Source organism: Pantoea sp. Fr-CA_6, from assembly GCF_024520895.1.
GTDB lineage: Bacteria > Pseudomonadota > Gammaproteobacteria > Enterobacterales > Enterobacteriaceae > Pantoea > Pantoea agglomerans.
This window is the reverse complement of sequence record NZ_JALNPO010000003.1, coordinates 517,734-542,841: the sequence shown is the minus strand read 5'-3', so window position 1 is coordinate 542,841 and position 25,108 is coordinate 517,734. Positions and strand designations below refer to the sequence as shown.

24 protein-coding genes and 1 riboswitch are annotated in these 25,108 nt (G+C 56.2%); of the genes, 11 read left to right on the top strand and 13 right to left on the bottom strand.

Annotated features, from left to right (window positions below; all coding sequences use genetic code 11):
* Positions 1-180 precede the first annotated feature (180 nt).
* Genes NR201_RS08625 through NR201_RS08605 form a run of 5 tightly spaced genes read right to left on the bottom strand, consistent with a single transcriptional unit; the run spans position 181 to position 5,210 of the window.
* Positions 181-1,263: an ABC transporter ATP-binding protein gene (locus NR201_RS08625; RefSeq protein WP_256849657.1), complete on the bottom strand. Its 1,083-nt coding sequence runs from the start codon at positions 1,261-1,263 to the stop codon at positions 181-183.
* A gap of 2 nt (positions 1,264-1,265) precedes the next feature.
* Entirely contained in the window at positions 1,266-2,213 is a 948-nt protein-coding gene (locus NR201_RS08620) for a carbohydrate kinase family protein (RefSeq protein ID WP_158132322.1), read from the bottom strand.
* A 2-nt stretch (positions 2,214-2,215) separates the two neighbouring features.
* Positions 2,216-3,055, bottom strand: coding sequence for a carbohydrate ABC transporter permease (locus NR201_RS08615; protein ID WP_022624335.1), 840 nt, complete (start codon positions 3,053-3,055; stop codon positions 2,216-2,218).
* A complete protein-coding gene (locus NR201_RS08610) occupies positions 3,045-3,953 on the bottom strand; it encodes a carbohydrate ABC transporter permease (RefSeq protein ID WP_022624334.1) in 909 nt (302 codons plus the stop codon). The genes NR201_RS08615 and NR201_RS08610 overlap by 11 nt, the downstream gene beginning before the upstream one ends.
* A gap of 9 nt (positions 3,954-3,962) precedes the next feature.
* Positions 3,963-5,210: an extracellular solute-binding protein gene (locus tag NR201_RS08605; protein WP_256849656.1), complete on the bottom strand. Its 1,248-nt coding sequence runs from the start codon at positions 5,208-5,210 to the stop codon at positions 3,963-3,965.
* 297 nt (positions 5,211-5,507) lie between these two features.
* Between NR201_RS08605 and NR201_RS08600 the strand changes: the two genes are divergently transcribed.
* Positions 5,508-6,677, top strand: a complete 1,170-nt coding sequence (locus tag NR201_RS08600; RefSeq protein ID WP_033787030.1) for an ROK family transcriptional regulator — start codon at positions 5,508-5,510, stop codon at positions 6,675-6,677.
* Between the two features lie 42 nt (positions 6,678-6,719).
* On the opposite strand, the gene NR201_RS08595 is transcribed toward NR201_RS08600, so the two are convergent.
* The 3 genes from NR201_RS08595 to NR201_RS08585 all read right to left on the bottom strand — a co-directional run bounded on the left by NR201_RS08595 (position 6,720) and on the right by NR201_RS08585 (position 9,742).
* A complete protein-coding gene (locus NR201_RS08595; RefSeq protein WP_010247095.1) occupies positions 6,720-7,994 on the bottom strand; it encodes a Glu/Leu/Phe/Val dehydrogenase in 1,275 nt (424 codons plus the stop codon).
* 465 nt (positions 7,995-8,459) lie between these two features.
* Positions 8,460-8,849, bottom strand: coding sequence for a DUF1090 domain-containing protein (locus tag NR201_RS08590; protein ID WP_010247098.1), 390 nt, complete (start codon positions 8,847-8,849; stop codon positions 8,460-8,462).
* 122 nt (positions 8,850-8,971) lie between these two features.
* A complete protein-coding gene (locus tag NR201_RS08585; protein ID WP_089414773.1) occupies positions 8,972-9,742 on the bottom strand; it encodes a MerR family transcriptional regulator in 771 nt (256 codons plus the stop codon).
* A gap of 361 nt (positions 9,743-10,103) precedes the next feature.
* On the opposite strand from NR201_RS08585, the gene NR201_RS08580 reads away from it, so the two are divergent.
* Entirely contained in the window at positions 10,104-10,499 is a 396-nt protein-coding gene (locus tag NR201_RS08580) for a hypothetical protein (RefSeq protein ID WP_033760447.1), read from the top strand.
* 45 nt (positions 10,500-10,544) lie between these two features.
* On the opposite strand, the gene NR201_RS08575 is transcribed toward NR201_RS08580, so the two are convergent.
* Positions 10,545-11,018, bottom strand: a complete 474-nt coding sequence (locus tag NR201_RS08575) for a nuclear transport factor 2 family protein (protein WP_010247104.1) — start codon at positions 11,016-11,018, stop codon at positions 10,545-10,547.
* Positions 11,019-11,073: 55 nt separating this feature from the next.
* The gene (locus NR201_RS08570) at positions 11,074-11,508 is read right to left on the bottom strand and encodes a 6,7-dimethyl-8-ribityllumazine synthase (protein ID WP_033768985.1); all 435 of its coding nucleotides are present in this window, start codon (positions 11,506-11,508) and stop codon (positions 11,074-11,076) included.
* A gap of 390 nt (positions 11,509-11,898) precedes the next feature.
* Here NR201_RS08570 and NR201_RS08565 point away from each other — a divergent pair, with 390 nt between their 5' ends.
* Entirely contained in the window at positions 11,899-12,606 is a 708-nt protein-coding gene (locus NR201_RS08565) for a phage antirepressor KilAC domain-containing protein (protein WP_256849655.1), read from the top strand.
* Positions 12,607-12,738: 132 nt separating this feature from the next.
* On the opposite strand, the gene NR201_RS08560 is transcribed toward NR201_RS08565, so the two are convergent.
* A complete protein-coding gene (locus NR201_RS08560) occupies positions 12,739-13,536 on the bottom strand; it encodes a MetQ/NlpA family ABC transporter substrate-binding protein (RefSeq protein WP_010247110.1) in 798 nt (265 codons plus the stop codon).
* A gap of 284 nt (positions 13,537-13,820) precedes the next feature.
* Here NR201_RS08560 and NR201_RS08555 point away from each other — a divergent pair, with 284 nt between their 5' ends.
* Together NR201_RS08555 and NR201_RS08550 are read left to right on the top strand one after the other, a co-directional pair.
* Positions 13,821-14,204: a cupin domain-containing protein gene (locus tag NR201_RS08555; protein ID WP_010670360.1), complete on the top strand. Its 384-nt coding sequence runs from the start codon at positions 13,821-13,823 to the stop codon at positions 14,202-14,204.
* 151 nt (positions 14,205-14,355) lie between these two features.
* A complete protein-coding gene (locus tag NR201_RS08550) occupies positions 14,356-14,937 on the top strand; it encodes a DJ-1/PfpI family protein (RefSeq protein WP_256849654.1) in 582 nt (193 codons plus the stop codon).
* 70 nt (positions 14,938-15,007) lie between these two features.
* On the opposite strand, the gene NR201_RS08545 is transcribed toward NR201_RS08550, so the two are convergent.
* Together NR201_RS08545 and NR201_RS08540 are read right to left on the bottom strand one after the other, a co-directional pair.
* Entirely contained in the window at positions 15,008-15,694 is a 687-nt protein-coding gene (locus NR201_RS08545) for a molybdate ABC transporter substrate-binding protein (protein ID WP_256849653.1), read from the bottom strand.
* Positions 15,694-16,743 (bottom strand): ABC transporter substrate-binding protein, encoded by a 1,050-nt coding sequence (locus NR201_RS08540; protein WP_033768993.1) that lies wholly within the window; start codon positions 16,741-16,743, stop codon positions 15,694-15,696. Before NR201_RS08540 ends, NR201_RS08545 begins: the two co-directional genes overlap by 1 nt.
* Positions 16,744-17,031: 288 nt before the next feature.
* A riboswitch (guanidine-I (ykkC/yxkD leader) is annotated at positions 17,032-17,130 on the top strand.
* Between the two features lie 60 nt (positions 17,131-17,190).
* Between NR201_RS08540 and NR201_RS08535 the strand changes: the two genes are divergently transcribed.
* From NR201_RS08535 to uca, 6 genes are all read left to right on the top strand, one after another.
* Positions 17,191-18,246, top strand: coding sequence for a putative urea ABC transporter substrate-binding protein (locus NR201_RS08535; RefSeq protein ID WP_256849652.1), 1,056 nt, complete (start codon positions 17,191-17,193; stop codon positions 18,244-18,246).
* Between the two features lie 24 nt (positions 18,247-18,270).
* Positions 18,271-19,086 carry an ABC transporter permease gene (locus tag NR201_RS08530; protein ID WP_010247123.1) on the top strand — a complete coding sequence of 272 codons (816 nt, stop codon included), beginning with the start codon at positions 18,271-18,273 and terminating at the stop codon, positions 19,084-19,086.
* Positions 19,083-19,868: an ABC transporter ATP-binding protein gene (locus NR201_RS08525; RefSeq protein WP_256849651.1), complete on the top strand. Its 786-nt coding sequence runs from the start codon at positions 19,083-19,085 to the stop codon at positions 19,866-19,868. The genes NR201_RS08530 and NR201_RS08525 overlap by 4 nt, the downstream gene beginning before the upstream one ends.
* Positions 19,865-20,593 (top strand): urea amidolyase associated protein UAAP1, encoded by a 729-nt coding sequence (locus tag NR201_RS08520; RefSeq protein ID WP_010670354.1) that lies wholly within the window; start codon positions 19,865-19,867, stop codon positions 20,591-20,593. Before NR201_RS08525 ends, NR201_RS08520 begins: the two co-directional genes overlap by 4 nt.
* 10 nt (positions 20,594-20,603) lie before the next feature.
* A complete protein-coding gene (locus NR201_RS08515) occupies positions 20,604-21,239 on the top strand; it encodes an urea amidolyase associated protein UAAP2 (protein WP_256849650.1) in 636 nt (211 codons plus the stop codon).
* A gap of 164 nt (positions 21,240-21,403) precedes the next feature.
* Positions 21,404-25,015, top strand: a complete 3,612-nt coding sequence (gene uca / locus NR201_RS08510; RefSeq protein ID WP_256849649.1) for an urea carboxylase — start codon at positions 21,404-21,406, stop codon at positions 25,013-25,015.
* Positions 25,016-25,108 lie beyond the last annotated feature (93 nt).

The window sequence follows — 25,108 nt, the reverse complement described above, 5'->3', positions numbered from 1 at the left end:
AGGACGCGGGCGAAAGGCGGGGCGGCACAGGATGTGCCATCCCCGGCGGTCCGTCAGGCAGAGGAATGAAGTGAAGGGACCGCGCAGCGGCGCGAGGACCGCCAGCCCCTGCCCGGCACCAGACTGCGTTATAACCTGTCGCTTAACTGACTGACATTACCGCTGGCGGGTTTATTTTTATCACTGCTCCGTCAGCCGCACACCGCTGCTGGCATCAAACAAATGCATTTTATCCGGATTAACGGTCACCGGCAGCGTTGCGCCAGGCACGGCATCGCTGCGGCCGGTCAGTTGCATATGCAGCGGGAAACCCTGCCAGTTCAGATGTAGCAGGGTCGATTCGCCGGTGATCTCAACAATATTGACCGCCGCCGGTTGCCCGCTGGCATCAAAAATCAGATCGTGGGGTCGTACGCCAAGCGTGACCGGCTGATCGGCCTGCTGCTGTGCCGCACTGTGCCAGCGACGCGGCAACGGCAGCCACTGCTCGCCACAGCAGACGCCAGGCAGCCCATCGCGTGTCTGGAAACGGGCATCCAGCAGATTCATTGGCGGTGAACCGATAAACCGCGCCACGAAGGTGTTTACCGGGCGGTCATAAATCGCCAGCGGCGCACCCTGTTGCACAATGACCCCTTCTTTCATCACTACAATCTGATCCGCCAGCGTCATCGCCTCAACCTGATCATGGGTAACATAGACCATGGTGGTTTTGAAACGCTGATGCAGCGACTTAATCTCGGCCCGCAGCTCCATGCGTAACTGCGCATCAAGATTAGAAAGCGGCTCATCAAACAGAAACACCTGCGGATTGCGCACCATGGCGCGGCCCATCGCCACGCGCTGCCGCTGTCCACCCGACAACGCTCTTGGATAACGCTGCAGCAGCTGATCGATGCCGAGAATGCCGGCAATGCGGGCGATTTTGCTTTTTTGCTCCTCGCGCTTCACCTTTTTCACCTGCATGTGAAACGCCAGATTCTCCGCGACGGTGAGATGCGGATAGAGCGCATAGCTCTGAAACACCATGGCGATATCCCGGTCAGCAGGATCGAGATCGTTAATGCGTTTTTTATCCAGCATGATCGCCCCGTCAGAGACGGTATCCAGACCGGCAAGCAGCCGCAGCAGGGTTGATTTGCCGCAGCCGGAGGGGCCGACCAGCACAGTGAAACTGCCATCAGGAATGGTTAAATCCAGCGGGTGCAGCACGCTCTGTTTACCGTAGCGCTTCGCCACCTGTACAAGTTCAACACTGGCCATGGTCAGCGCACCTCATTTGATAGTTGGAGTTGTTGCCAGCTGGGATAGCGGCGCGGTGAGCTGCTTATCGCCTGTGATGCCACTTCAATGCCCCAGCGCAGCGCCGTGTGCGATGGCTGGTGATAGAGCAGTGCAGTAAGAAAACCGGCATTAAAACTGTCACCGGCACCAATGGTATCTACCACCGTCACCGGCTGGGCAGCAGCATACTGCACAGAGGCGGCAGACCAGAGACGTGCGCCCTCTGCGCCACACTTAATCACACAGCCGCCGCGACCACTGAGCCGGGCCGCCAGCTGTTTACCGCTTTGATCCAGCAGTTCTGCGCCCGATAAGCCCAGCGCTTCCACCTCATTCAGCAGCAGCCAGTCACAGTCCGCTAACCAGTTGCCAATCTGTAAGCGAAGCCCATCGCTCCAGCCCGCAGGCGGCCAGCCGGTATCCACGGCGACACAGAAGCCACGCTGTTGCAGCGCGGCCAGCAGCGCCGGGTAGTGATCATAGAGTTCCAGACAGAGAAAGGTGCCGCACAGCAGTACGATGTCGCCCGACGTCGCCTGCGACGGCAACTGGGCCAGCACATCGTCCGCGGTCAGCACGGTAATATGGCCGTGATTGCTGAGAAACGAGCGTTCGTTATCGGGATGGGTCACGCCTACCGTCAGCGAGGTTTCACAGGCATAGCGCGGCCAGTATGCAGCGCTATGAGGAAAGTGACTGGCGAGCCAGTGACTGAAGCCATCGTCGCCCTGATTGGCAATGGCCCGATGCGGCACCTGCATCGCCTCCAGCGCCAGCGCACAGTTACCTGCGGACCCGCCGGGACGTAACTCGCTGTGCTGCAGCATCACTTCCGTGCCGCGCTGCGGCCAGTCGCTGAGCGTACTCATGATTAAATCAACATTTATATTGCCCACCACATAGAGGGTGGGCGTGAGGGTAGTGACCATAATTATCCCTTACTTCCGCCGCTGGTGAGACCGCTGACCAGCGTCTTCTGCAACCAGATGGCAATAAACAGTGGCGGCACCGAAGCCAGAATGCCGATTGCCGCGATCAGCCCGTCATCGGTCGCGCGTCCTGCGGTAAAACCGGCAATGGCGACCGGCAGGGTCTGTGCCGAAATATTGCTGGTGAACAGCAGCGCGTAGAAAAACTCATCCCAGGCGAGCAGCCAGCCGAACAGCGCGGCAGCGCCCAGCACCGGCTTTGCCAGCGGCAGCGTAATGCGCAGCAGAACCTGCCAGAAGCGCAGGCCATCAAGCCGTGCTGCCTGTTCGATATCACGTGGCAGTGAGTCGAACTGGTTCTTCAGCATCCAGGTCAGAAACGGCAGGATCAGTGAGCAGTAGACCATCACCAGGCCGGGACGGGTGTTGAGCAGCCCCAGTTGTTGCAGCAGAAAGTAGAGCGGCAGCACAAACGCCACGGGCGGCACCATATAGATTGCCAGAGCGCCGGAAAGCCAGGCATCACGACCACTGTAGCGTGAGAAGCTGAACGCCGCGGGTATCGCCAGCAGCAGCGAGATCGCTGTGGCCACCGTCGCCACCAGCAAACTGTTACCCAGCGCGTGCAGGAAAACGTTGCCGGGCTGATTTGGTGCCAGCGAAATCAGCCCCTGATAGCGGCTGAAATCCCATTGACGCGGCAGCCACTCCAGCGGCACGCGGGAGAGATCGCTGGCAGAACTGACGCTCATCAGAAACAGCCAGCCCATCGGGGCCAGAATGCTGACGGCGACCAGCAGCGCAGCCCCGTAGCGCAGCACCCGTCGCAGTTTAGTTTTCATAAGCGGTACTCCGGCGGCGCTGATGCCATAACATCAGCAGATAGAGCGTGATCAGAAGGGCGCACATCAGGGTCATCAGTATCGCGTAGGCGGCACCGCTGCCGGCACGCAGATAGCTGAACGACTCCTGATAAACGAAAAAGCTCAGGGTTTTGGTGCTGTCCACCGGGCCGCCGCGCGTCATCACGTAGATGATGTCGAAGATTTTAAAGGCATCGATGGTGCGTAACACCAGCGCGACGCCGAGCGGTGCAACAATCGCCGGGAAGGTAATCGCCCGGAAACGCCGCCAGGCGGAGGCACCGTCCAGTCGTGCCGCTTCAAACAGATCCTCGGGGATCGACTGCAGCGCCGCCAGCACCAGCAGGGTGACCAGCGGATAGTTTTTCCAGATATCCGCAAACATCACCGCGTTGAGCGCCGCCTCCGGCGATCCCAGCCAGCTGCGATAGCCGTCAATGATGCCGAGCTGGCTGAGCAGGGCGTTGATGCTGCCGTAATCAGGGTTGAAGTTGAGCCGCCACATCATGGCGTTGACGATGGTCGGCAGCGCCCACGGCAGAATCACCAGCACCCGCAAAACGTTGCGCCCGATGAATTTCTGATTCAGCAGCAGCGCCACCAGCACGCCGATAATCCCTTCAACGGTGACAGACACAAGGGTGAAATAGAGTGTGCGCCAGATCGATGCCCGAAAGTCGGGATCGCTAAGCGCATAGAGATAGTTTTCCAGCCCAATCCAGGCAGGCGTTTCACCACTGCCAATCAGCGCAGCATCGGTAAAGCTGAGCCAGATGGTACGCAGCAGAGGCCAGGCGGTTAACAGCAGCATCACCAGCAACATGGGTGCCAGCAGCACCCATGCCTGACGCTGTTCGCGTTGACGCAAACTCAGCATCGTGACTCCTTAACGCAGCCGGGCGGCGCTTTTATCAACCGTCGCCATCGCGTCCTGCGCCGGGGCTTTACCCAGCAACACCTGCTGTAACTGCTGTTGCAGCTGGTTCGACAGACGGGAATAGTCAGCGGTCTCCGGACGTGACAGCATCACGTTTAGTGATTTGTCCGCCGCGGCGATCAGGCTCTCCTGATCCTTTTTCACCGCCTCATCCTGATAAGAGGATTTCCAGATCGGCAGGCTGAGCTTCGCATACTGGTTTTGTACCGGCTGTGAGGTCATGTACTGAATGTACTGCCAGGCCTCGTTGGCATGGGTGCTGCCTTTGGTGATCCCCAGCCCCATAGAGCCGTTTACCGCCCCCACTTTTCCTGGCGCATCGCCGGGCGCAGGCATGATCCCAACGTCGCCCGCCACTTTGCTCTGCTTCGGATCGTTGGCCATGTTGTACATGTAGGTCCAGTTCAGCGCGAAAGCCGCATCGCCATTAGAAAACGATTTACGCACATCCTCTTCCAGATATTCACGCGACGCCGGGTTACTCAGGCCCTCATCAAGCGAGCTTTTCATCAGGTTAAGCGCCTTGAGTGAAGCCGGGCTGGAGAAGTTAAGTTTGCCGTTCTGATAGAACTGACCACCAAAGCCTGAAACAAGCGTGGTGTAGTCACACACCAGCGCCTCAGCCTGGGACCAGCTCCAGACCAGCGGCCAGGTGACAATCTTTTTATCCTTGATGATCTTCGCGTCATCCAGAACCTGCTGCCAGGTCTGTGGCGGCGTGGTGATGCCCGCTTTAGCCAGCATCGCTTTGTTGTAGTAAAGGTATTTGGTGTCGAGGATCCACGGCATACCCAGCGTTTTACCTTTGTAAACCACGGTGTTCATCGCGCCCGGGAAGACCTTCTCTTTATCCTCTGGCGTAATGCGTGCGCTGACATCCTGCAGCAGATCGAAACGGGCGAATTCCGCCGGCCAGATGGCATCGAACAGCACCACATCATAGCCATTGCCGCCCGCGCCACGCGCCGCCAAAATCTTGTCGTGCAGCGCCTCATAAGGAACAAACTCCAGATTGACGCTGACATCCGGGTGCTGCTTCTGAAAATTTTGCGTCATCGCGCGGATATCATTTTCGCTATACGCCGCCTGGGTCATAAACAGGGCATTGATCTGGCTGGCCGCCGCCGCGCTGCCTGCGCTTAACATCATTAAGGCGGCAAAACCGGCTTTTAGTTGGGGTGTGTAACGCTGTGACATGGTCTTCTCCACTGTGCAGCAACAGGCTGTCGGTTAATTAAATCAATTTGATTGATTTAATCGGGGGCGTAATTTTGGTCAGTGGGTGAACTGACCTGTCTGAATCTAAGCAAACGGCGTGCCACAGTGCCGGAGGGCATTGCAACAAAGCCGTAACAACGCTGAAACTCAGACTGCGCTTTTATGGCAAAATTGCCTATCCTGATGCGCGAGAATTGCGTGCAGCATCAAAGATATTGTTTGCCCGAATGCTTTCGGAGACCAATACTGTCGGGTCCCGCTGAAATGGAAAACAACATGAAAACCTCGGGTACCAACCTTGAACATGCGCGGGCGCACAACCGGCGTGTGGTGATTGAAGCTATTCGTCTGCACGGTGAACTGACCCGTGCCGAACTGGCCCGCATGACGGCGCTGACGCCGCAGACCGTCTCGAATATCGTGGCGGAACTGGAGCAGGCCGAACTGCTGACCAGCCGCCAGCCGCGCCGCAGCGGGCGTGGTCAGCCCTCAATTCCGGTTACGCTCAATCCCACCAGTGCCTGGTCGATCGGCATCCATCTTGATCACCAGACGCTGCTGCTGGTTCTGGTCGATCTCAGCGGCGAAGTGCGTTTCCGCCGCCTCGTTATGGTGCAAAAGCCCCAGCCTGCTGCCACCCTGGCGTGCATTGCCAGCGTGCTGGAGGAGATGCGCGCCTTCCTGGGTACTCAGTGGCAGAAAGTGCTGGGGATTGGCGTGGTGATGCCAGGGCCTTTTGGTGTGGAGGGCATTTCATCAGTGGGACCGACCACGCTGAACGGCTGGGAGCAGGTCGATATCGAGGCTGAACTCGCCACCATTAGCGGTCTGCCGGTGACGCTGGAAAATGATGCTACGGTCGCCGCCATCGGCGAACGCTTTCACGGCACGGCGCGCCACCTGAACTCCTTTATCTATCTCTATATCGGCACCGGCCTGGGCGCGGGGATCTTCACCGATGGTCATATCTATACCGGCCACGCTCATAATGCGGGCGAAATCGGACACATTGTGGTCGAGCCGGGCGGTCGCGACTGCTACTGCGGAAATCAGGGCTGTCTGGAGCGTTACGTCTCGCTGCAGGCCGCTTATGAATTCTGCGGTCTCGATCCAATGCGGGCGCTGCCCGAAGATCTGTTGCAGATTGAACCCGCGCGTTTTACCGCATGGATTGAGAATGTGACGACGCCGTTACGTCAGGCGATCAATATTCTGGAGTCGGTGTTTGATGCTGAGGCGGTAATTATTGGCGGGATGATGCCTGCGCCGCTGCTGGAGCAGATGGTGCAGCGATTGCCGCCGCTTTATCAGTCGGTGCGCGGACGTTACCTTAACGATATGCGACTAAAAATTGGCATGACCGGCAGCGATACAGCCGCTCTCGGCGCCGCCGCTTTACCGATTTTCGATGAATTTAATCCGAAGTTTCAGGTGCTGATGAAGTAGTCAGGGAAAAGGGCGCTGCTGCAGGCAACAGCGCCACAGGCATTAACCCGGGTAGATACCGCGATCTTTACGCGCCATCAGAATACGCTCACAGGCCACGATATAGGCCGCGGTACGCAGCGAGCAATCTTTCTCCTTCGACTTTTCCCAGACGTGTACCATCGCTTCCGTCATGATCTTGTCTGAGCGACGATTGATCTCATCTTCGCTCCAGAAGAAGCTGGCCATGTCCTGAACCCACTCGAAGTAGCTGACGGTCACGCCACCGGCATTACAGACCACGTCCGGCACCACGATAATGCCGCGGGTGGCCAGCATGTCATCGGCATCCGGATAGGTCGGGCCGTTTGCGCCTTCCAGCACGATTTTGCAGCTCAGGACTTCAGCACGCTCGCGGGTAATCTGACCTTCCAGCGCCGCCGGGATCAGAATATCCATCCCTGTGGTCCAGAACGCCTCTTTATCAATGCTCTGCGCACCAGGGAAACCGGCAATCTGCTTATTGGCGATCTGCCATTCGGTCAGGGCAGCCATGTTGATGCCATCGGCATTAAACAGCGTCGCGGTGTGATCCTGAATCACTACCACACGAGCACCCGCCTCATCAAACAGGCGTGCCGCTTCGCTGCCGACGTTACCGAAGCCCTGGACCGCAACGCGTGCGCCTTCAATTTCAATACCTGCACGGCGTGCCACTTCGCGTCCGGTAATAAACACGCCGCGACCGGTGGCTTTTTCACGCCCCAGTGAACCGCCCAGATGAATCGGTTTGCCCGTGACAACGCCGGTAATCGTTGTGCCGTGGTTCATGGAGTAGGTATCCATCATCCACGCCATCACTTTGCTGTTGGTCCCGACGTCTGGCGCAGGAATATCTTTTTGCGGCCCGATGATGATGCCGATCTCGCTGGTGTAACGGCGGGTCAGTCGCTCAAGTTCACCGTCGGACAGTTTGAACGGATCAACGCGGATACCGCCCTTAGCGCCGCCATAAGGCAGGTTAACCGCCGCACATTTGATGGTCATCCATGCGGAGAGCGCCATCACTTCATTAAGGTCGACATCCGGATGGTAGCGAATACCGCCTTTTCCTGGGCCGCGCGAAAGGTTGTGCTGAACGCGATAGCCTTCGAAATGGCGAATTGAGCCATCATCCATCTGGAGAGGAATATCAACAATCAACGCACGTTTTGGATGACGCAAAGTATCTATCCAACGTGAAAGATCGCCCAGATAGGGCGCAACCCGGTCGATTTGCTGTAAATAGGTGGACCAGGCAGATGTGCTGCTTTCAGACGCATAAGATAACTTATCCATAAAAAACCTTTCTTAATGAAGTTATTTATTGTGTGGAGCCGTGGATGGAGAGCGCATTGCATTGCGCCGACCTAATCTAACACTACTGAAACAAATAAGATGTGGCATCAGCCATGACACAACGCAGTAATGCCCTGTTTTGGGGCAGGGTAAGTGAATAGATTAGTATTGCTGGCCCCTTACAGACGAATAAAGATGCGCGTGGAGTGCGTAATTTCTGCATAGGACAGGAAATATCGCTATCTTTCAAATCTTTGAGGGCGTTCAAAAAGTTAAATAATTGATCGTAACCATGTTGACTTTACTGCACCAATTAAGTGCATGAGAATAAGTAATCAAAGGATTACATAAAGTAATGGATTGGACGTTAATAGCGCAGGCTAATCAGGTATTTAGAAAGGAGAGAGGGTCAGGGCTGGGGAAGGGAGAATAACGGGCCAGCGCAGTGGCTGGCCAGAATGAGTTTTACTGATGCAGAGCCTGCTCGGCTTCTTTCAGTTCCTGGCGAGCGTCAGCCAGTTTATCTTCGCGCTTCTGGATCTTGCTGGCGCTGCGGCCTTCTGCTTTCGCTTTAGCCAGTTCCTGTTCGCGTTCCTGTACCTTCAACTTTTTCTCTGCCACTTTTTCCTGACGCTGCTTTAGCAGACTGCTTTCGGTACAGTTCTGATTTACTTCGCTAAGCGCTTTTTCAAGGCCGGCAACCTGATGGGTATTATTGTGCTGGCGGGCAAAAGAGAGCTGGGTCTCAATCTCCTGCTTTTTGGCTGCACAACCGGTCAGGCCAGAGGCCGCGTGAGCAGCAGTAAAAGTGAGTGGTAACAGGAGAAGGCTGAAGGTCAGTAAGGTCTTTTTCATCTTAGTCTCGTCAATGAGTCAGGGTTGTGGCACCAGTATACGGAACCACCTTAAGAGATTCTTAACGAAAAAAATTATTTACTGGCGCGGAAAAACAGGGGTAAAGAAGGCGCTGCCTGCTGTCAGGCAGCGCTGGAGGCGTTGGATTGGGTAAATTGCAGGTTACAATCAGGTCCACTGAGCATTACCGGATGGCCATCCAGACTCTGCTGTTCAAAATAGTCCTGCATCTGCTGACTGATGCCGGCACCACACCACATCACATGATGCTGATGAAGGTCGGTTTTAACGGCTGGCAGCCCGGTTGCACGCGAGTCAACCTCGACATTAAAGCCCATCGCAGTAAGACGAATGGCTTCAAGCCAGATTTCGGTTTTATCAAGTACGCTCACCGCTTCCAGAAACAGAGGAATAGAAGATTCGTTGCGCGATGAGGCGCGCATGACTTTATCCGCCTGCTGCTGCACGGTTTGCTCAAAACGGTTGAGGCGACGTGACGCTCCCCGACGGAGATCGGCGTAAAGCCAGGCGCTCAGCGGCCGCAGCAGATTAATGACGAAATCATCACCGCTATAATGGCTGGACATCGTGTGCATCTGGCGTGAAAGCGACAGCGGTGTGCCAAATTCCAGTTGCCAGAGCAGGTCGCCTTTGCGCGCCGCCCAGCCATAGGTGGTGACCGTCGAAGCAGCCTGCTGACCTTGCCAGATTTCGTCGAGCGTCGCGCCAGTCGCTGTTAAGCCAACCAGGGTCTGGATTTCACTGAGGTGATGATCACTCCAGCGTTCCTGATACTGCTGCGGCGTCAGTAATCCCTGCTTCATCCAGCTCTTCAGGTTAGCGGGATGGGTGCCGGTTATGGCGCAAACAGTATCGGTGGTATAAGAATGCATATCGTGCCCTCTGTAGAGGGGAAGGCCGCCGGGATTAACCGGGGATGAACCACCACTATGAACCTTATAACAGCCAATTAACAGAGGCAGAGTTAAGGCAAATCGGCGCTATGTGCCTGTGACGCTACGCTTATTCGTTGTTATTCTCCGATTAAATTTATGCTGATCAGCAGGTTAAAAGCGCTGCGATCAGGCAATAAAAATACTGTTTATTTATTCAGTAAATATTCTTTACGCAAATATACCGGGAAATCGGTACTTTTAAGCCTCTTTTAAGAGCATGCCGACTCTTATCCCCCTTACATCCTCCCGCTAAATCGCTAAAATAGCGGGTTCTGATGATCAGGAGAAAGAGTGCCCAATGCGTTATCGTTTTAGTCTCGCCGTTGTAACGGTTGCTGCTGTACTGACTGGCTGTGCAAAACATGCCGCCAGCGATGCGCCAGATGAATTTGCTGCTGGCCCGACGCAGATTGATGTCTCACACATCAAGACCCGCGCAGATGATGGCTCCAGTGTATTCCTGACTGTAGATGGTAAAGACGCCGGCAGATTGCCTAACGGCGAAAGCATGCTGCTGCATGTTCCGGCCGGAAAACACCAGGTCGGTGGCTATGTACCCACTCTGTTTGGTATGGGTCGGGTGACCATTGCGCCGGTAGAAGTGACCACGTCACCGGACGATGTCAAAAAGGTGGCTTATACGGTCACACGCAACAAAGCGACCTTTGTTGAGAACAAGGACGAGCAGGGCTGAGTGGATGACGGCGGAGAGCTGCGCTCTCCGCTGGAAGGGCTGGCGCTATAAGCCCAGTTCGCTCAGTGAAGGATGGTCGTCAGGGCGTCGGCCCTGCGGCCAGTGAAACAGCCGCTGTTCTTCACTGATTTTCAGATCGTTGATGCTGGCATAACGCTGCTGCATTAAACCCTGCTCATCAAAGGCCCAGTTCTCGTTGCCATATGAGCGATACCACTGCCGTTGCTCGTCATGCCATTCATAGGCGAACCGCACCGCAATCCGGTTCTGGTCAAAACTCCACAACTCTTTAATCAGCCGATACTGCTGCTCCCGCTGCCATTTTTGCTGCAGGAAGGCGATAATTTCTGCCCGGCCGGTCAGAAAGGTATCGCGATTGCGCCATTTGCTGTCCGCTGAATAGGCCAGAGCGACCCGCTCCGCATCCCGGCTGTTCCAGCCATCCTCAGCCAGCCGGACTTTTTCAATCGCCTGTGCAGCCAGGGTAAAGGGCGGTAGAGGCGGACGTGTATTTTCCAACTTTCTCTCCTTAACAGCGCAGGCAAACGCATTGTCAGCATTCGTTACAGTCGTATCAGAGTTCCAGGGCGTGAATCTGGCAGACGGCACGCGCCGCTTCCTGACCTTTTTTCACGAAATGCTGAGTATAGAAGTCGATAAACTCGGCCGATGGCTGGAAATTATGCGGCGTGAGTGACACCGAGAAGACGGGCACATTGGTTGCCAGCTGTGCCTGCATCAGACCACTTACCACAGCCTGCGCGACGAAATCATGGCGATAGATGCCGCCATCCACCACCAGTGCTGCACAGACAACCGCATCGTAGTTGCCGGTCTGCGCCAGGCGTTGCGCCAGCAGCGGCATTTCAAAAGCGCCCGGAACATCCCATGTCTTAATCTCATATGAGGTACCGCGGCTTTCCAGTTCCTGTTCGAATCCTGTCAGAACCTGAGAAACGATTTCGCTGTGCCAGTTAGCTTTAATAAAGGCGACTTTCAACGGCTGCATGACTTACTCCAGTAAAAGGTGACATCCAGTGGTAACGGGCCAGATTGCGCCCCTGCACCCCGAATCAAAAATAGTGCGCCCGGCAGGCCAGTAACCTGCTGACAGCCTTCACTATACTGTAATGTAAAGAGTCTGTGTCCATCATTGTGATTATATGTAAATAACTGAGCGATGGCTTACCCGCTTATGCTGCAGCAAAAGCCTGCAACGTCTCCTGCAAGGTATTCCACACGCACGCTTCAGCCCGCCAAACCGCCTCACACCCTGTTGTTTGCGTAACAGCTTCCAGTTACGTTATTGCTTAAATAAAATACTGGATATTTGAACAGGTGTTTGTATAATTAATCGACTGCCCGCCGGGTATTGGTAGCGTTAGCGAGGGGTGAACCCATGATGATTTCAACTGAAAGCCTCAAATCTCTGGAACAATCGGTCACAATGAGCAGTCGTGAACTGGCTCAGATGACCGGTATTACACACGGAGAAGTGAAGCGGTTAATCAAAAGTCTGGAGACGGCTCAGCGTCTCTACCAGCCGCTCAGCGTGAATGAGTATGAGCGGGAAGGGGAAGTGCGTCAGGAGTACCGTCTGTGCAAGCGTGACTCGCTGCTGGCCGTGGCACGCCTGTCGCCAGGCTTCACTGCAGAAGTGCTGGATCGCTGGCAGGACCGCGAGAAGACGACCCATCTGCCTGACTTTACCAATCCGGCTGAAGCCGCTCGCGCCTGGGCTGAGCAGTTTGAACAGCGTCAGGCGGCGGAGCAGCAACTGGCTCTCTCGGCACCCAAGGCGGCGTTCTTTGATAACTTCGTTGAGGTTGATGACTCGCTGGGCTTTCGGCAGCTCTGCAAAATGCTGAAAGTGAAAGAACCGGAGTTTCGCCAGTTTCTGCTGGAGCGCAACATCATGTATCGCGCAAAAGGCACCCTGACGCCGCAGCACTACCATATGCAGGCCGGCTACTTTACGCTGCATACCGGCACGGGCGAAAATCAGCACGCTTTCTCTCAGGCACGTTTTACGTCTAAAGGGGTGAAATGGGTCGCCAGTCTGTGGGCAGGGCACCTCTCTGCTCAGCCAAAAGGCGCAGCTGCGTAACCGTTCCTGTGATCTTGCGGGCTGGCGCGGATGTATAAGTGCTGGCAGATGTGCCTGTAAAAGTGCAGATATAAAAAAGGCCGCAACAGAGTGCGGCCTTTTTTGATCGTTAATGATCGATTATCAGGCGAATTACCAGCCTTTAATCGCATCACCCTTGTAAACTTCTTCGGCTTTGGCCGCCACCTCCGGTGACTGCAGCGCTGACTTCAGCTTCTGAATTTTATCGCTGTCTTTATTATCTTCACGTGATACCAGCGCATTGACGTAAGGCGATGAGGCACTCTCCATAAATAAGCCATCGCGGTGCGCTGATAATCCAGCCTGAGCCGAGAAATTAGTATTAATGATCGACAGGGTCACGTTGGGATCGTCTAATGTGCGGGTCAGTTGTGGGGTGTCCACTTCAACCAGCTTCAGATTTTTTGGATTTTCGATGATATCCAGTGAGGTCGGTAAATAACCCACATCCGGTTTAAGTTTAATCAGACCCTGCGCCTGCAGCAGCAGCAGGCTGCGTCCCAGCGTGGTGGCTTCGTTAGAGATGGTGATAGTGGCACCATTCTGCAGCTCACTGATGTTCTTGATTTTGTGCGAATAGGCAGCAATCGGGAAGACGAACGTTTTACCCACTACCGCAAACTTATAGCCGCGCTCTTTAGACTGTGATTCCAGATAAGGCAGGCTCTGGAAAGCGTTAGCATCAACTTCTTTGTTATTCAGCGCTTCATTTGGCAGCACATAGTCATTGAAGTTAAGCACTTCGACATCGAGCTTGTATTTATCTTTCGCCACCTGCTTTACCACCTGCCAGATTGCTTCATCAGGCCCGGTATTAATCGCAACTTTAACTTTGTTATCGTCATCTTTTGAGCAGGCGGATAATAGTAGAACAGAACTGGCGAGTAATGCCGTAAACAGACCTTTCATTATCAGAAATCCCTCAGGTGGTTGATGGCTTCAAAGATAATACAGAACTCACAGGTTGCGTACTGACTGAGGAATATATCTTATAACCACAACGCAAATATTGAACATTAACTAATCAGTCATTCAGCCAGTCCGCTAATGGCCGGTTTTCATCCCTCTGTTCGCTGGCGGAAAATTCCTGTTAACAGGCTTATTAAAACGCAGGCGGGCATCAACACAGTTTTCTTCTAAGCTTACTTATCGGTCACTACTGGCATTCTATTGATTATTAACAGGGATTAACCATGTCGAAGCAAGATAACGAAATTAACGCGGTTGAAGTGATGCGCAGCAGCCAGGCCTGGAACGGTGACGTTCTTGAAGCCTATCCCACCGGCGAACCTGAGCTGACCGTTATGCGGCTCTCGCTACCTGCCCATACGTCATTGCCCTGGCATACCCATCCAATGCCGAATGCGGCGTTTATTCTTTCCGGCACCCTGATTGTTGAGGATAAAGAGAGCGGCGAACAGCGCACCTTCCATGCGGGTGAAGCCCTCAATGAGACGGTCAACAGTGCGCATCGCGGTTACACACTGGATGAGCCAGCCGAACTGGTGATTACCTATGCCGGTGTAAAGGGGCAGGAACTGACCGAGCCACTGCCGGGCGAGCCGGAAGAGTTTTAAACGCACTTACTTCATGACGCACCACGGTAGTGTCGCCCGCTGCCGTTTAAAAACCCTGCTCAGACTTGATTCGGATCAGTAAAGGGTGCGCCTGCACAGACCAGGATTAAACGCTCTCTGCTTCATCCACACCAATTAAAAAGGAATTTTCATGGATAAGAATGTTGCTCTGCTGCTTGCCCCTGGCTTTGAAGAAGCTGAGGCTATTATCACTCTCGACATCCTCTCACGCCTGGGCGTTCAGGTTACAACCCTGGCCTGTCAGCCCTATCGCGAAGTGAACAGTTATCATCATGTGAAGGTTGTCGCCGATGAGCTGCTGGAGGCGAATCGGGACAGGCTGTTTGATGCGGTGATTGTGCCGGGTGGTCCTGACGGCAGCAAAAATCTGGCGGCAAATGCGGCAGTGATAGATTTTATTCGCCGCCATGATGAGGCGGGCCGCCTGGTCTGCCCAATTTGCTCCGCAGCGGCCAGAGTGATGGCGCCACAGGGTCTTTTAAGGGGGCGTCGCTATGTCAGTTCTGGGACGTCATCAGAAGGTGTCACCGATGGCGTTTACGTTAATGCCTCGGTAGTGAAAGATGGCAATCTGCTGAGTGGACAGGATCTGGGCGCGGCGTTTGATTTCGCCTTCGCGATCGCTTTTATCCTGACTGGCGAGGCAGATAGTGCCACCGAGCAGGCTGAACATATCAGTCACAAGCTTAAGGTGGATTTCGCTAAGCTTTAATGAGCGGTGTTTCGCGCCCTTAAAGCGAGATGCTGGCAGGGCGCAAAGTCATCCGCGACAGAAAAGGCATTTACTCCCCGCCAAACCCCGCTTCCCGCAGTACCTTTTTTGCCTGCTCAGATTCTAAAAAATCCGCCAGCCGACGCGCCTCTGGCGTAATGACTGCACAGGCGTAGCGCGCAACAGAATTGAAAGCCGCAGGGATATCAACGACTGTCAGCCCGGCAATCTGACTCAGGGCCGCCCGATGGCTGGCATAACCGATAAACAGATCCGCCTGATCCTCCAGGATAATCCATTCTGCCGCCAGCCTGCCTGCGGGAATGAGTGCAGAGTCGCGCCCACCCACCAGTGCCTTTGCGCGCTGGCGCACCGCTTCACCGGCTTTGCCCATCCGGGTGAAAAGGGCCTGCGCGTAGTCGCCAGAGGGATCGGCTGTGGGCGTAGAGGTTGCGATCCGCAGTGTGTCGCGGGTCACTAGCTGATACCAGTCGTCTCCCGCCTGTAGCCGATCGCTGCGAACCGTGATGCAGAGTTTATTAGTTGTGAACGGTATGACTGCCAGCGCTCGCCCAGCGTTCAGCAATTTTTGCGGATGCTCCTCACTGGCTGAAGCAAAGAGATCGCAGGGCTCACCGGCTTCAATCCGTTCGCGAAGCAAACCGGCGGGGCCAAACCGGGTTTCAACTGGCTCAGGAAAGTACGCCATCAGCGCGGGCCAGACCGCTTTCAGGCTGCCCGCCGCCAGTACGCGCATCACTCTGTTCCCTGATAAGCGGTGCGATAGAAGCGCTGATACCACTTATTGGCCAGCTTATTCATGTCCACATCCTGAAATTTCTGCGGATAGAGTTTTTTCGCCATCCACAATTCGCCAATCCCCATCGCTTCCGGCATTGGATAACCCCATGCTTTGGCGTAGTCCGGCATCAGCCAGACGCGATGATTTTTTACCGCGTCGATAGCCTGCCACTGTGGTGAACTGTTGATTTCATTCACGACGGAGGGATAACGGTCCTGCACAAAAATCACCTGTGGATCCCAGGCGATGACCTGCTCCATCGACACGGTTTTAAATCCCTTTACGGTCGCTGCGGCGACATTGACCGCGCCCGCATGCAGCATCATCAGGCCGGTATATTTTCCTGAGCCGTAGGTGGTCAGTTCCGGGTTCGCCATATAGGCGCGAATGCGTTTTTCCGCCGGAACATCCTTCAGGCGGTCGCTGACGATTTTGCGGCCCTCATCGGTGGCCGTAATCAGCGCTTTTGCTTCTGCCGGTTTATTGATGATCTCGCCGATAAGCGTAATCCCTTCACGTAGTCCTTTGTCATAGGCCATTTCCTCGTCGCGGATAGAGGGGTTCATTTTTGCCTTTTCACCCGGCTCGTCATGACGCAGTGAGATAGCCACCACCGGAATGCCCAGCGCGGTAATGCTGTCGATCATCTCATGCGGCGCATAGTTGGTCACAAACACCACCTGCGGATGCAGCGCCACCAGTTTTTCGGGATCAACATGCGTCAGATCCCCCAGTGTCGCTTTCTGATTCAGCTCAGGAGCCAGGCGGGCATAGCTGTCGCCAAGCTGCTGCTTCCAGTTCGCCATCACACCGACGATTTTATCGGTCGCGTTCATCTGCACCAGCAGGTTCAGCGTCTGATGCTGAAGCACCACAATACGATCAACACGATCAGGAATCGTGACCTGGCGGCCAGTCTGATCGGTTATCTGGCGCGATGCCTGGGAAGAGAGCGGAAGGAGTATCAGTAAACCGAGTGTGCATGCCTGCCAGAAGCGCTTCATTAACCATCCTCAAAATACGTTATGCATTGGATTATATAGCGATAAGTGATGGGCGTCACGGTCCGGGTCTGCATTCCGGCATAGATGTGAGTACGAAAAGAGACTGAGCGCGGGTTCTGATAACTCTTGCCTGCCCGGCACTGATAATGTGCAACGCCCGTTACTGACTCACCATCCCGGTGCTTTCTGGATTATGCTCTCTCTATTTCTCTGATTTATCGTGATTTAATTTCTGGCACGCCATTTGCTGAAGTCTGAACAGTAAGCAGCGTTCGACACAATTGATAGCAAATAGCTGGCTAGGGTTCCGGTTCACGCAGGTGAATGTCTGGTCCGAGAGCTGGCGACCTCTGCGAGGTTACACGGCGGGACAAAAGCCCGGGAGACAGCGGCACCAAATGGTGTCTTGCGCTGCTCCCGTTTTTTTGTGCCAACCAGAGGTCAACTATGAAGAAATCACCCCTCCTGACGCTTATTCTGTCGCTGACGCTGCTGGTCAGCGCGCCATCTTTCGCCGCGGTCAAAAAAGAGTTCAATATCTGCTGGACCATCTATGCGGGCTGGATGCCGTGGGGCACCATCAGCAACGAGAAAATCATCGATAAATGGGCCAGCAAATACGGCATCAAAATTCATATCACTCAGCTCAATGACTATATCGAGTCGATCAACCAGTACACCGCGGGTCAGTTCGACGGCTGCACCATGACCAACATGGATGCCCTGACCATACCTGCGGCGGGCGGCATTGATTCCACGGCGCTGATCACCGGCAGCTTCTCTGATGGCAATGACGGTGTGGTGCTGAAAGGCGTAAACAAAAAACTCAGCGACCTGAAAGGGATGTCTGTCTATCTTCCTGCGCTGTCGGTTTCGCACTACCTGCTGGTTCGCGGTCTGGAGAAGGCCGGTTTACATGAAAAAGACGTTAAGGTCGTGAACACCTCCGATGCCGATATCGTCTCCGCCTTTGGTACCAGCGGCGTGCAGGCGGCGGTTGCCTGGAATCCACAGCTTTCAGTGATCAAGAAAACCCCGCAAACCACAGAGGTGTTCAGCTCTTCGGCCGTGCCGGGCGAACTGATTGACATGATGGTGGTGAACACCGAGACCCTGAAAGATAACCCCGCGCTGGGTAAGGCACTGACCGGGGCCTGGTTTGAGATGATGGCGAAAATGCAGGCCGGAGATGCGCAGGCGCTGAGCGCGATGGCTGCCGATTCCGGTACTGACCTCGCCGGATACAAGGCGCAGCTGAAAACCACCCATCTGTTCTGGACCCCAGCCGAAACCCAGACATTTGTTTCTTCCCCCGATCTGGCGAAAACCATGCAGCGCGTCGCCGCGTTCTCCTTTGATAAGGGATTACTGGGCGAGGGTGCACAAAGCGCTGACTTCATCGGCATGAGCTTCCCTGGCAACATCACCGTCGGTGATACAGCGAACATCAAACTGCGCTTTGACGACAGCTATCTGAAGATGGCCGCTGCGGGCAAGCTGTAATCACCGATCTCAGGAGTATTTGCCATGCGCCACATCAACCGCTATCCCCGGCAGGGAATGCGCCTGACGCTGATGCTATTACCTTTTGTACTGCTGATCGCCGTCTGGTTTATCAGTTCGGCGGTGCGTCTTGAAGCCAACCCACACGACAAACTGCTGCCCGGACTGTCACAGATGATCGCCGCCATTGATCGGATGGCCTTCACGCCGGACAAGCGCAGCGGCGAATATCTGCTGTGGGCGGATACGTGGATTAGCTTAAGCCGTCTGCTGACTGGCCTGGCGATCTCTTCACTGATTGGTCTCTGCATCGGTGTTGCTGCGGGCGTCTTCCCGATGAGTCGCGCGGCGCTGTCACCCTTTATGACCGTGGTGTCGATGATCCCGCCGCTGGCGCTCCTGCCGATGCTGTTTATCGTCTTCGGGCTGGATGAGCTGTCAAAAGTGATGCTGATTGTTATCGGGATTACGCCGATGCTGGCGCGCGACCTTGAACATCGGGCGCGGGAAATCCCCGCAGAGCTGTTTATCAAAGCACAAACCCTGGGGGCGAACAGCTGGACGGTGGTGCTGCGGGTTGTGCTGCCGCAGCTCTTGTCGCGGCTGATCACCTCGCTGCGCCTGTTGCTGGGATCCGCATGGCTCTTTCTGATCTCCGCCGAAGCGATTTCCGCAACCGCCGGACTGGGCTATCGCATTTTCCTGGTCCGTCGCTATATGGCGATGGATGTGATCATTCCTTATGTCATCTGGATCACGCTGCTGGCGTGGCTGATGGATCTCGCCCTGCGTCAATTGCACAAAGCCTGTTTCCCCTGGGCGGAAGGAGGCCGGGAATGAGTTTTATCGATATCAAAAATATCTGGCAGGAGTATGGCGACCACGTGGTGCTGGAACGCATCAATCTGCAGGTCAAAGAAGGTGAATTCTGCTCGCTGGTGGGGGCGTCCGGCTGTGGAAAGTCGACATTTTTACGCCTGCTGCTGGGTCAGGAAAAGCCGGCACGGGGATCGATCACCCTGGATGGCGAACAGCTGCGCGCGGAACCCGATCGCAGCCGTGGCGTGGTGTTTCAGCGTTACTCCGTTTTCCCTCATCTCAACGTGCTGGATAACGTCGCCATTGGCCTCGAACTTCCGGTTTCACCGTTTATTGGCCGGCTGTTTGGCACCCGAAAACGCCATGCCCGTGAGCAGGCAAAACAGATGCTGGAGAAAGTCGGGCTGGGCCATTCTCTCGATAAATATCCGGCGCAGCTTTCGGGCGGGATGCAGCAGCGGCTGGCGATTGCGCAGGCTTTTGTCATGCAGCCGCGCGTACTGCTGCTGGATGAGCCCTTCGGCGCGCTGGACCCCGGCATCCGCAAAGATATGCATGCGCTGCTGCTCCAGCTCTGGAGCGAAACCCGCATGACGGTGTTTATGGTCACTCACGACCTTGCCGAAGGCTTCAATCTTGGCACCCGGCTGCTGGTTTTCGACAAAGTGCGCATCGATCCTCAGGCCCCCAATGCCTGGGGCGCGCGTATCACTTACGACATCCCGCTTAATGAAACGCGGCTGTCGCAGCTGGCAACCCGCAACAAAAACAACATTTATCCCCTCAAGGAGACCGCTCAATGACCGCACTTTTTCATTCAGCTCCGAGCCTGCGCGAAGAGCAGCTGCCTGGCGGAGGGCACACCTCGCTGATTCTGCGGAAAGGGCAGATCCTGCGCCTGACCGACATCGAGGGCGGCGCGAACGTCAGCATGATGATGCTCAATCCCCACGAGAAAAGTGAACGCCTGAATCTGCCGGATACCCTGAAAGGCCAGCATACGGCTCACCTGACTACCGGGCACTGTTTCTATTCCGACATGGGACGCGTACTGGCCGCGATTGTGGCGGATAGCTGCGGCTGGCACGACCCGTTTGGCGGCGTACTCAACGCGGCGGAAACGCACGATAAGTATGGAGCCGGACGCTATCAGGAGCTGCGCAACGGCTTCTACCGCAACGGCACCGATAACCTGCTGGTTGAGATGGGCAAATGGGATCTGGGTCTGGAAGATCTGCTGATGGTCGTCAACTTTTTCAGCAAGGTCACGGTTGATGAGAAGGGCCGCTTCAGGTTCAGCGCTGGCAACAGCCGCGCCGGCGATTTCACTGAACTGTACGCACCCATGGACGTGCTGATGGTGCTGACCGCGCTGCCACATCCGCAGGATCCCGCCGCTGACTATCTCCCGCGTCCGGTCCAGCTGAGCTGGTATCAGGCCGACGATATGCAGGCCGTCAGCGAAGCGATGGTCACGCGTGGTGAAAACCAGCGCGCGCTTCATAACACCCAACTTTTTGCCCTGTAAGGAGGCTGCGATGACCCTTATCAACTCTGATCGTCGTCCTGAAGATGCCGTCTATCGCCACGTGATACCGGCAGGCGAGCCGTGGCTGTTCGAAGTGAAAAAAGGGCAGACGCTGCGCCTGCTCGACCTCGAAGGGAATCAGGCAATTGATACCCTGTTCTATAACAGCGATAACCCGCGGGAACGCTACGATCCTCAGCGCACGCTGCGTCGTCAGGGAAACGTCTATCTGACCACCGGCAGCGTGCTCTATTCGAATCTGGGCAATCCGCTGCTGACTATCATTGCCGACACCTGCGGTCGTCACGATACCCTGGGCGGAGCCTGCTCGCAGGAGAGCAACACGGTGCGCTATGCCCAGGATAAGCGCTACATGCACAGCTGTCGGGATAACTTTCTCTGCGCCTGCCTGCACGATGGCCGCCTTCACAAACGTGATATCGGTGCCAACATCAACTTTTTCATGAACGTTCCGGTCACGCCGGAAGGCGGTCTGACCTTTGAGGATGGGCTATCGGCGCCCGGCAAATACGTTGAGCTGGTAGCCGAATGCAATGTGATGGTGCTGATCTCCAACTGCCCGCAGCTGAATAACCCCTGTAACGGCTGGGACCCGACGCCCGCCGAAGTGCTGGTGTGGAACTGAGTCAGCGTTGCCATGGCGACAAGCGGGACTGAGTTTCTCAGCCTTTTGCGTCAGACCTCTCAACACACGACCGGCGCACGCCTGTTACGTGCCGGTCAGCCCCGGGGACGGCCCCAGGGAATATCGAATTTTGCGGGACGACCCGCATCCCTGAGAGTTCGCTTATGTTTGATACCTTACTGATTGCTAATCGCGGTGCTATCGCCTGTCGCATCCTGCGCACGCTACGTGCCATGCAGGTGAAAGGGGTCGCCGTTTACTCCGAAGCCGATCTGAGCAGTTTACATATCCGCGAGGCGGATGTGGCGCTAAGTCTTGGCGAAGGCCCGGCCGCACAAACCTATCTGGTAACGGAAAAGATCATCGCCGCCGCGCAGCAGAGCGGGGCGAAAGCGATTCATCCTGGCTACGGTTTCCTTTCGGAAAACGCCGCCTTTGCTGAGGCGTGCGAGGCTGCTGGTCTGATTTTTGTCGGCCCCACACCGCAGCAGTTGCGGACTTTTGGCCTGAAACACACGGCCCGCGCGCTGGCGGAAGCCGAAGGGGTGCCGTTGCTGGAAGGCAGTGAACTGCTGGCGGATATCAGCGAAGCCCGCCGCGCCGCAGAGAGGGTCGGCTATCCGGTAATGCTCAAAAGCACCGCGGGCGGTGGTGGCATCGGTATGCGGGTCTGTCGTGATGCGAATGCGCTGTCAGAGGCGTTTGAAACGGTCCAGCGCCTCGGCCAGAACAACTTCAGCGATGCCGGGGTATTTCTCGAAAAATATATCGAACGCGCCCGTCATCTTGAAGTGCAGATTTTCGGTGACGGCAAGGGCGAGGTAATAGCGCTGGGCGTACGCGACTGCTCGGTACAGCGGCGTAACCAGAAAGTGGTCGAAGAGACGCCAGCGCCGGATCTGCCCGCAGGTATGGCGGAGGCTTTATGCGCGGCGGCTATCGCGCTGGGAAAAGCGGTGAACTATCGCAGCGCCGGAACGGTTGAGTTTGTCTATGACAGCGTGGCGCAGCAGTTCTATTTTCTTGAAGTGAATACCCGGCTGCAGGTTGAACATGGCGTCACGGAGCAGGTGTGGGGTGTTGACCTGGTGCAGTGGATGATTGAGCTGGCAGCAGGCGATCTTCCTCCGCTTCCCTCGTTAGCCGCCGCGCTGAATCCTCAGGGCCATGCCGTGCAGGCGCGAATTTATGCGGAAGATCCGGGGCGGCAGTTCCAGCCTTCGCCAGGGCTGTTAACCCAGGTCCTCTTTCCGGCAGCCGAGGGTAAAACCCTGCGTATTGACCGCTGGGTGGAAGCGGGGTGCGAAGTTCCGCCATTCTTCGACCCGATGCTGGCAAAAGTTATCACCTGGCGCCCCACTCGCGAGGAAACCATCGCCACCCTGTCACAGGCGCTGGCGGAGACCCGTTTCTATGGCGTCGAAACCAATCGCCTCTATCTGTTGCAGATTCTGGCCTTCTCGCCCTTCACGGCTGGCGAACCCTGGACCCGCTGCCTGGAGCAGCTCGCCTATCAGGCGGCAACGGTTGAAGTGGTGAGTGCCGGAACCCAGACCAGCGTTCAGGATTATCCCGGACGTCTGGGATACTGGGCGGTGGGCGTGCCGCCGTCGGGGCCGATGGACGATCGCGCACTGCGTCTGGGCAACCGTCTGCTGGGCAATGAGGAGGGTGACGCCGCGCTGGAAATCACCCTGAATGGACCCACCCTGAAATTTAACACTGAGATTCAGGCGGTGATCTCTGGCGCGCCGCTCACTGTCACACTGGATGGCGTCGGGCAGTCAATGAATTCTGTATTTACCATTCCGGCCGGGACAACGCTGAAGCTGGGCGCGATAAGTGGCGCTGGCGTCAGAAGTTATCTCTGTCTGAGCGGCGGCATTCAGGTGCCGGACTATTTAGGCAGCAAAAGCACCTTCACCCTTGGTCAGTTTGGCGGACATGCCGGACGGGCACTGCGTAGCGGTGACGTGCTGCATCTCGCTCCGCGTTCTGCGAGCGCAACCGGATCGGAACTGCCCGTCGGACTGCAAACAGAGCTTGCCACGGTGCGCACGCTGCGCGTCATTTATGGTCCGCACGGTGCGCCTGAGTTTTTTGCGCCGGAGTATATGGAGACGTTTTTTGCCACAGAATGGGAAGTGCATTTTAACTCCAGCCGCACCGGCGTTCGACTAATCGGGCCAAAGCCAATCTGGACCCGCGACAGCGGCGGTGAAGCAGGGCTGCACCCCTCAAACATCCATGACAACCCGTACGCGATCGGCGCGGTCGATTTTACCGGTGATATGCCGGTGATCCTGGGGCCGGATGGCCCGAGCCTTGGCGGGTTCGTCTGCCCGGTGACGGTAATCGAGGCGGACCTCTGGCAACTGGGACAGCTCAAAGCCGGTGACAAAGTGCAGTTTGTCGCGGTGGATATTCCTACCGCCCGCCGACTGGCAGAGGGCCGACGCACCGAGCTGACCACGCTCCAGCCACAGGAAACAGACTGGCAGCCTGCGCCGCTGATTTCGCCCATCGTGATGACCTGCGGCGCAGCGGATAAACGCCTGGTGGCGCGCCTCTCTGGTGATACGCATCTGCTGCTGGAGGCTGGCGAGCCGGAACTGGATCTGGTGTTACGTTTTCGCATTCATGCGTTGATGCAGGCGCTGGAAGCGCAATCCCGCAACGGTATTATTGATATCACGCCGGGGATCCGCTCGCTGCAAATCCACTTTCAGCCGGAGACGCTGACGCCCGACGTGCTGCTGATGTGGGTGCGCGGTGAGTGGGAGAGGGTCTGCATGAGTGATGACCTTCAGGTTCCCACACGCGTGGTGCATCTGCCGCTCTCCTGGGACGATCCGGCCTGTCAGAAGGCCATCGAAAAATATATGACCACCGTGCGGCAGGATGCGCCGTGGTGCCCGAGTAATCTGGAATTTATCCGCCGTATAAACGATCTGCCGGATGAGCAGGCTGTCTGGAACACGGTCTTTGAAGCCAGCTATCTGGTGATGGGGCTGGGCGATGTCTACCTCGGCGCGCCGGTCGCCACGCCGCTGGATCCCCGTCATCGGCTGGTGACGACAAAATATAATCCGGCCCGCACCTGGACGGCGGAAAATTCGGTTGGCATCGGCGGTGCCTATCTGTGTGTGTATGGCATGGAGGGGCCAGGCGGCTATCAGTTTGTCGGCCGCACGCTGCAGATGTGGAACCGGTATCATGAAGTCGCCGATTTTGGCGGTAAACCCTGGCTGCTGCGCTTTTTCGATCAGATCCGTTTTTATCCGGTTTCAGCCAGTGAGCTGTTGCAGATTCGCCGCGATTTTCCCCTCGGTCGCTATCCGCTGCGCATTGAGCACAGCACGCTGCGGCTGGCGGAATATCAGGATTTCCTCGCCCGTGAAGCGCAGAGCATCGGTCGGTTTCGCCATCACCAGCAAGCCGCGTTCCATGCGGAACGTGACCGCTGGATCGCCAGCGGACAGGCCCATTTTGACAGTCAGGAAAGTGTGGCCGATGAAGGCGGCGATGCGCCGCTGCAGCCAGGCGAGCAGGGGGTTGAAAGCCCGGTTTCCGGCAATTTATGGGAGGTGCAGGCGACGGCGAGCAGCCGGGTGAAGGAAGGGGATACACTGGTGGTGCTGGAGTCGATGAAGATGGAGATCCCGCTTCTGGCGCCGTGCGACGGCATTGTTCAGCAGGTCAGCGTGCAGCCAGGCAGCGCTGTACGTGCAGGGCAACGCGTGGCGGTGATTGTTGAGGATAATGCGGAAGGATGATGACACCTGGTCACCTGGTGGCGCAGTGATAATCTGACCCTGCGCCCGCTGAGGGTTCCAGACTGGCGGGCGCAGGCGAGTCCGATCACGGCG

Bases quoted from the DNA above. Each gene is read 5' to 3' on its own strand.
- NR201_RS08560 (WP_010247110.1), bottom strand. From the start codon at position 13,536: ATGAAAGGTCTGTTTACGGCATTACTCGCCAGTTCTGTTCTACTATTA.
- NR201_RS08615 (WP_022624335.1), bottom strand. From the start codon at position 3,055: ATGAAAACTAAACTGCGACGGGTGCTGCGCTACGGGGCTGCGCTGCTG.
- NR201_RS08550 (WP_256849654.1), top strand. From the start codon at position 14,356: ATGGATAAGAATGTTGCTCTGCTGCTTGCCCCTGGCTTTGAAGAAGCT.
- NR201_RS08525 (WP_256849651.1), top strand. From the start codon at position 19,083: ATGAGTTTTATCGATATCAAAAATATCTGGCAGGAGTATGGCGACCAC.
- uca (WP_256849649.1), top strand. From the start codon at position 21,404: ATGTTTGATACCTTACTGATTGCTAATCGCGGTGCTATCGCCTGTCGC.
- NR201_RS08605 (WP_256849656.1), bottom strand. From the start codon at position 5,210: ATGTCACAGCGTTACACACCCCAACTAAAAGCCGGTTTTGCCGCCTTA.
- NR201_RS08610 (WP_022624334.1), bottom strand. From the start codon at position 3,953: ATGCTGAGTTTGCGTCAACGCGAACAGCGTCAGGCATGGGTGCTGCTG.
- NR201_RS08570 (WP_033768985.1), bottom strand. From the start codon at position 11,508: ATGCAGCCGTTGAAAGTCGCCTTTATTAAAGCTAACTGGCACAGCGAA.
- NR201_RS08590 (WP_010247098.1), bottom strand. From the start codon at position 8,849: ATGAAAAAGACCTTACTGACCTTCAGCCTTCTCCTGTTACCACTCACT.
- NR201_RS08600 (WP_033787030.1), top strand. From the start codon at position 5,508: ATGAAAACCTCGGGTACCAACCTTGAACATGCGCGGGCGCACAACCGG.
- NR201_RS08595 (WP_010247095.1), bottom strand. From the start codon at position 7,994: ATGGATAAGTTATCTTATGCGTCTGAAAGCAGCACATCTGCCTGGTCC.
- NR201_RS08580 (WP_033760447.1), top strand. From the start codon at position 10,104: ATGCGTTATCGTTTTAGTCTCGCCGTTGTAACGGTTGCTGCTGTACTG.
- NR201_RS08555 (WP_010670360.1), top strand. From the start codon at position 13,821: ATGTCGAAGCAAGATAACGAAATTAACGCGGTTGAAGTGATGCGCAGC.
- NR201_RS08540 (WP_033768993.1), bottom strand. From the start codon at position 16,743: ATGAAGCGCTTCTGGCAGGCATGCACACTCGGTTTACTGATACTCCTT.
- NR201_RS08545 (WP_256849653.1), bottom strand. From the start codon at position 15,694: ATGCGCGTACTGGCGGCGGGCAGCCTGAAAGCGGTCTGGCCCGCGCTG.
- NR201_RS08565 (WP_256849655.1), top strand. From the start codon at position 11,899: ATGATGATTTCAACTGAAAGCCTCAAATCTCTGGAACAATCGGTCACA.
- NR201_RS08625 (WP_256849657.1), bottom strand. From the start codon at position 1,263: ATGGCCAGTGTTGAACTTGTACAGGTGGCGAAGCGCTACGGTAAACAG.
- NR201_RS08515 (WP_256849650.1), top strand. From the start codon at position 20,604: ATGACCCTTATCAACTCTGATCGTCGTCCTGAAGATGCCGTCTATCGC.
- NR201_RS08530 (WP_010247123.1), top strand. From the start codon at position 18,271: ATGCGCCACATCAACCGCTATCCCCGGCAGGGAATGCGCCTGACGCTG.
- NR201_RS08535 (WP_256849652.1), top strand. From the start codon at position 17,191: ATGAAGAAATCACCCCTCCTGACGCTTATTCTGTCGCTGACGCTGCTG.
- NR201_RS08520 (WP_010670354.1), top strand. From the start codon at position 19,865: ATGACCGCACTTTTTCATTCAGCTCCGAGCCTGCGCGAAGAGCAGCTG.
- NR201_RS08585 (WP_089414773.1), bottom strand. From the start codon at position 9,742: ATGCATTCTTATACCACCGATACTGTTTGCGCCATAACCGGCACCCAT.
- NR201_RS08620 (WP_158132322.1), bottom strand. From the start codon at position 2,213: ATGGTCACTACCCTCACGCCCACCCTCTATGTGGTGGGCAATATAAAT.